Consider the following 6,302-nt stretch of genomic DNA (forward strand, 5'->3'; position numbering starts at 1 on the left):
TTTTTTTGAATATTACTGTTAATAACTCTTTCTATTTAGTAATTTCAACTCAATTTTTCTGTGGATAACCTTTCACTCTATTTTGCAACTACCTATTTCCCTTAATATTATCTTATACAAATATAAATAAAATTGTGATAAATAAGAATTACTTTGAATATAAATAGTATTTAAGATGAATTTTTAAGTTAAATTTAAGAATTCATTAAGATGTATTTAAGAAATACAGTCTATAATTTAAGTCAATATATTAATTGTAACTATTTTGTAACCAATTATATTTATCAATTAATTATAATTAAAATATAAAATATAAAGAAAAGAGGGCGATTTATGAAAAAAAGTAGGTTCTTAGGTGTATTTATAGCAGGAGCTATTATATTTGGAAGTTTAAGCCCTGCATTTGCAGATGTTGATAATAGTATTGTAACAATGTATGAACAACAACAGAAAAAAGCTAGAATTTCAAAAGAAAAAGCAAGAGAAATAGGAATAAAAAAAATAAAAGACACATTCGGAATTGATGTAAGGGATTTTGATGAAAATATAAACTTTGGTCCTTATATGGAAAATTATACTTGGAATTTATCTTTTAATAAATATAATGACAAAGAAACTAAAGATTTTTTCATAGCAATAGATTCAAATACTGGAAAAATTAAAGCTTTAAGTAAATATGAATATAATTATTCAGATGAAAATAAAGAACCAACTATAAGCAAAGAAAAAGCAAAAGAAATAGCTAAAAAATATATAGATAAAATAAATCCAGATAAGTTAAGTCAAATTAAATTTATAGATGAAGTTAACTATGATGAAAGTAGTAAACCAAGAAACTATTACTTTAGATATATTAGAACTATTGATGGAGTAGAATTTGATTCAAATTACATAAATATTGATGTTGATGCTGTAAATGGAAAAGTAATAGGATATTCTTATAGTTGGTCAGAAGATATGGATTTTCCAAAAATAGACAATGTAATAAGTAAAGAAGAAGCTGAAAAATTATTTAGTGAAAATATAAAAATAAACTTAAATTATATAAATCAATTTGACTTTAAATCTAATGAATTAGAGAAATTAAAACTTGTATATAACTATAGATTTGAAAATGGAAATATGATAGATGCAAAAGAAGGAAAGATTATAAATTGGGGATATAATAAAGAAAAAGAAGAAACTAAAGATATATACAAATCAAAGAAAGAAGAAATACTAAAAAATGCTAAAGATAAGTCTAAATTAGAAAAAGAACTAAATAAAGAAGAGGCTGTTAAATTAATTAAGAAAAAAATAAAAGAGTTTTATAATATAGATAATATGGATTTAAGTTATTTAGAGCTTGTTGATAATAATAATTTTAATAAAGTATGGGTAGCTGATTTTGGGAAAAAAGATAATAAAGGATATATTAAAGACGGAGGAAGTATTACTATAGACGCTTTAACTGGAGAATTAGTAAGTATAGGTAAATGGAATAATGAAGAAAAGCCAAATGAAATATTTACTCCTAAGTTAACTTGGGATGAGGCTTATTATAAAGCAATAGAGACCATAGCTAAATATTTCCCAGAAAAAATAAAAGACATAAAAACTGAACAAATCAAATACCCAATGACTTATAAATTTGAAGGAAAAGAAATACCAGTAAGATATGTATATTTTAACTTTCCTAGGTTAGTAAATGGAGTAGAATACTATTATAATAATATAAGTGTTAGCGTAGATGTGAAAACAGGAAAAGTAAATGAATTAAACTATTTCTGGGATGATAAAGTAGAATTTGAAGGCATAGATAATATTATAAATAAAGAAGAAGCTAAAAAAGTATTTCTTAATGAAAACAAACCAAAGCTTATGTATATAACTATAAATACAAATGAGGATTATACTAATCCTAAATATGAAACAAAATTAATTTATATGTTTAGTCCAGTAGATTTAGCTAAACCAGTATATGAGATAGATGCTCATACTGGGAAAGCACTAAATCCTAATATATAAAAAAGATATGGCAAATTTGCCATATCTTTTTTTATTCTATAGGAAACTATGAATTTTTAAGCTGTTGATAACTTTGATAACTGAATAAAAGTATCAACTATTTTGAGCAATAAAGTCCTTAGGACTCGTTGGCGACATGAGCCATGCGATATAATGAAGCGAATTTTTTTATACTTCTTGAGGAATAGGAGTATATACTCTTTGAGCAAGTTCTTGGTCTATCATTAAGAGACCTGCTGGATTACCTTGCATTAATCTGAGTTTTTTAACTATTTTTTCCATGGATTCTTCTTCTTCTGCCTGCTCAGTTACAAACCACTGAAGAAAAGCTGTTGTTGTATGGTCTTTTTCTTCTAAAGCAATATCTAATAAATTATGAATTGATTTAGTTATCCCTTTTTCATGTTGAAGAGCAAGTTCAAATACTTCTAGAGGAGATGAAAAATCATTTTTAGGTTTAGCTAAAGCTTCAAGTTCAACTCTTCCACCTACTCTATTTATATAATCAAATATTTTATATGCGTGATCCCTTTCTTCTTGTGCTTGTATATGAAAAAAATTAGAGAAACCATCCAGATTTTGATTTCCACAATAAGCCTCCATTGCTATGTAAAGATATTGTGAATAAAACTCTTTCTGAATTTGATTATTTAATTCCTTTATAATTCTTTCGCTTGCCATTTTAAAAGCCCCCTTCTATATGATTAACTATATTACATTAATATAATATACCCATTAAGTTATTATTTATTCACTTTAAGACTTTTTATAGACTTGGGAAGTCTATTTTTTATATTAGCATATTTTAATTTTGATTGAAAAGGGATAATATATTAGATATAATAATTTAATTGAAGGAAAACTTAGGAGGTCAAAAATTATGATGTTACTTGCAGATAAATGGAAGGATTATGAACTTATAGACACAGGAGATGGAGAAAAATTAGAAAGATGGGGGGAATATGTATTAAGAAGACCAGATCCTCAAATAATATGGCCACTAGATAAAGAATGGTCTTTATGGAAAAATTCACATGGACATTATCATAGAAGTAGTAAAGGTGGAGGTCAGTGGGAATATAAAAAGCATACACCAGAAAAATGGACTATTAAATATAAAGATTTGTCTTTTTACATAAAGCCTACGGGATTTAAGCATACAGGATTATTTCCAGAACAAGCAGCAAACTGGGATTGGATAATAGAAAAAATAAAAAAAGCAAATAGACCGATAAAGGTACTTAACCTGTTTGCTTATACAGGAGGAGCGACTGTAGCAGCAGCTTATGGTGGAGCTGAGGAAGTTTGCCATGTTGATGCATCAAAGGGAATGGTAACTTGGGCAAAAGAAAATGTTCATTTATCAGGACTAGGAGATAAAAAGGTTAGATTTATAGTAGATGATGTATTTAAATTTGTTCAAAGAGAAATAAGAAGAGGAAGAAAATATGATGCTATAATAATGGATCCTCCATCCTATGGAAGAGGGCCAGGTGGAGAGGTTTGGAAGATAGAAGAAAAATTATATGAATTTATAGAACTCTGTATGAATGTTTTATCTGATAATCCTTTATTTCTACTTATCAATTCATATACATCTGGTTTTTCTCCAATTGTTTTAGAAAATATACTTAATTCATCTATGGGTAAAAAATATAGAGGTAAAATATATTCAGGAGAAATTGGAATACCTGTTACTAAAACTAACTTAGTACTTCCTTGTGGAATTTTTGGAAGATGGGAGTCATTAAAGTAATGGTAAATATAATATATGAAGATAATCATTTGTTAGTTGTGAAAAAGCCTGTAAATGTATTATCTCAAGGAGATAATACAAAAGACAGAGATATGCTTTCAATATTAAAACAATATATAAAAGAAAAATATAATAAACCAGGTAATGTTTACTTAGGTCTTGTTCATAGACTTGATAGACCTGTTGGAGGGTGTATGGTTTTTGCAAAAACTTCAAAATCAGCATCCCGCCTTTCTGAGCAGGTAAGAAATAGAAGTTTTAAAAAAACATATTTAGCTGTACTTAGAGGAACTCCTAATAAAAAAGAAGGGATACTAAAGGATTATTTATATAAAGACTCTAAAACTAATACTGTAAAAGTTGTAGATAAAAATTTTAATGGTGCTAAAGAAGCTGTACTTGAATATAAGGTTTTAGAAAGTAAAAATAACTTAAGTTTAGTAAGAATAGAATTGAAAACGGGAAGACCACATCAAATAAGAGTTCAATTTTCAAGTAGAGGTAATCCTTTATATGGAGATCAAAAATATGGTAAAAGGTTAAACAAAGTGGGTCAGCAGATAGCACTTTGGTCCTATAAAATAGGAATGAATCATCCAACTTTAAAAGAAGTAATGAATTTTACTTGTTTACCACCTGATGAATATCCTTGGAATATATTTGATATAAAAAAGTCCTAATAAAAATTAGAGGCTACTAAAAAGCGGAGCTTTTTAGTAGCCTCTAATTTTTGTAATGAATAAGAAATTATAAATTTTTTAAACTGTTGATAAATATAATTTCTGTTATGAATTTTAAGCAACGGAATTCGTTAGCTCCATGAAATTTTAAAAAAGTCTACAGTTAAAATTTTTAGAATAAAGACTTTTTTATTATTTAAAATATTATTTTGCTAAGCTTTTAATCTCTTCTTTTTGCTTTAAATTTTCGATAATTACTGCACAAGAAGCATCTCCAGTTACGTTTACAGCAGTTCTAAGCATATCAAATATTCTATCCATACCAAATAATATAGGAAGACCTACTATTGGTATATTAGCAGCCATTAATACGGCAACTACTAATAAAGAAGGTCCAGGAACTCCTGCTTGACCAATAGACCCTATAGTTGCTGTAAGTATTATGGCTACATATGATGCCATTGTAAGTTCGATTCCAAAATATTGGGCAAAGAATACTGCAACTAGTCCATAATATATAGAGTTACCATCCATATTTATAGTAGCACCTAGTGGAAGTACAAATGATGTTATTTCTTTAGATACTCCTAATTCTTCTTCACAAACCTCTGTTGTAACAGGAAGTGTTCCCATAGATGATGCAGAAGAAAAAGCAACAGAAAAAGGCTTCATTGCTTTTTTTATGAATATAAATGGAGATACTTTAGAAAGTAATTTTACCATTAAAGGATAGAATCCAAAAGTATGAATACCTAATGTAAATATATATATAACGAATAATTTAAATACTGGTTTTAATGAATCAAATCCAAATGTTGCAATTGAATATACCATAAGTCCAAATACTCCTATAGGAGCAAATAACATTATTTTATTAATAACCCATATAAGTGCTTCTGTTATATAATCAAAAACTTTTAATATAAATTCTTTTTTATCTTTTTCAAGTGATGATATTCCAAATCCTAAAAATAAACTAAAAAATAGTATTTGAAGCATATTTCCATCTACTAATGCTTTAATAGGATTTGTAGGAATTATTCCTTTTATAGTTTCCCAAAAACCAGGGATGTCTCCTTTGTCAGCATATTCATTAGAAAACATAGATGATATAGAGTTATCAACTCCAACACCTGGTTGTGTTAAGTTACCCATAATTAAAGCAAGTATAACGGCACAACAAGTTGTAAAAATATAATAACCAAATGTTGAAGCACCTATTTTACCAGCAGATTTAGTATTACCAATTGATGCTGCTCCAGATATTATAGATGTTGTAACTAGAGGAATAACTACCATTTTAAGAAGTTGCATAAATATATCTCCTAAATTAGAACATATAGTTACTGCAAAATACTCACCTTTATTAGAAATATATAAAGCTGTACCGATAGCTATTCCCAAAAGCATAGAAATTATTATCATAATTCCTAAGTTAGAAAAAATACTTTTCTTTTTAGTCATAATGAACCTCCTTTTTTAAACAATATTAGACTTTATTTTATAAGAGTTTATTGTTAATTTCAATGAAATATAATAAAATTTTATATAAAAATTAATTTATATATCGAAAAAAGTTAACTTTTTTTGAATTTTAGCTAAAAAAATTAAGATAAAATATAAAAAACTTAATTTTATTTAGGAGGTGTATATTTTATCAAAAAAATAAAGGAATTTCCTAATTTTAAATTAGGAAATTCTTTTATAATGAATAGGAAATTATAATCCTTTTGAATTGTGAATAAATATAATTTTCGTTATGAATTTTAAGCAACGGAATTCGTTAGAATTCGTTGGCGCCATGAAATTTCAGAAAAGTCTACATTTAAAATCTTTAGAATAAAGACTTTTTTATAGTT

General features: G+C 26.7%; 5 protein-coding genes. 3 read left to right on the top strand and 2 right to left on the bottom strand.

Features of this window, described 5'->3' with window-relative positions; genetic code table 11:
- Positions 1–333 precede the first annotated feature (333 nt).
- A complete protein-coding gene (locus BUA77_RS12330) occupies positions 334–2,007 on the top strand; it encodes a YcdB/YcdC domain-containing protein (protein ID WP_072890714.1) in 1,674 nt (557 codons plus the stop codon).
- Between the two features lie 168 nt (positions 2,008–2,175).
- Here the strand turns inward: BUA77_RS12330 and BUA77_RS12335 are convergent, their stop codons facing one another.
- Positions 2,176–2,688: a ferritin gene (locus BUA77_RS12335; RefSeq protein WP_072890717.1), complete on the bottom strand. Its 513-nt coding sequence runs from the start codon at positions 2,686–2,688 to the stop codon at positions 2,176–2,178.
- Between the two features lie 199 nt (positions 2,689–2,887).
- On the opposite strand from BUA77_RS12335, the gene BUA77_RS12340 reads away from it, so the two are divergent.
- Positions 2,888–3,763 (top strand): class I SAM-dependent methyltransferase, encoded by an 876-nt coding sequence (locus tag BUA77_RS12340; protein ID WP_143151365.1) that lies wholly within the window; start codon positions 2,888–2,890, stop codon positions 3,761–3,763.
- Entirely contained in the window at positions 3,763–4,443 is a 681-nt protein-coding gene (locus tag BUA77_RS12345) for an RluA family pseudouridine synthase (RefSeq protein WP_084605775.1), read from the top strand. Before BUA77_RS12340 ends, BUA77_RS12345 begins: the two co-directional genes overlap by 1 nt.
- Before the next feature lie 204 nt (positions 4,444–4,647).
- On the opposite strand, the gene BUA77_RS12350 is transcribed toward BUA77_RS12345, so the two are convergent.
- Complete coding sequence (locus tag BUA77_RS12350) at positions 4,648–5,907, bottom strand: dicarboxylate/amino acid:cation symporter (RefSeq protein ID WP_072890722.1); 1,260 nt, start codon at positions 5,905–5,907, stop codon at positions 4,648–4,650.
- Positions 5,908–6,302: the final 395 nt, after the last annotated feature.

This window comes from Tepidibacter formicigenes DSM 15518, assembly GCF_900142235.1.
In the GTDB taxonomy this organism is placed as follows: Bacteria; Bacillota; Clostridia; order Peptostreptococcales; family Peptostreptococcaceae; genus Tepidibacter; species Tepidibacter formicigenes.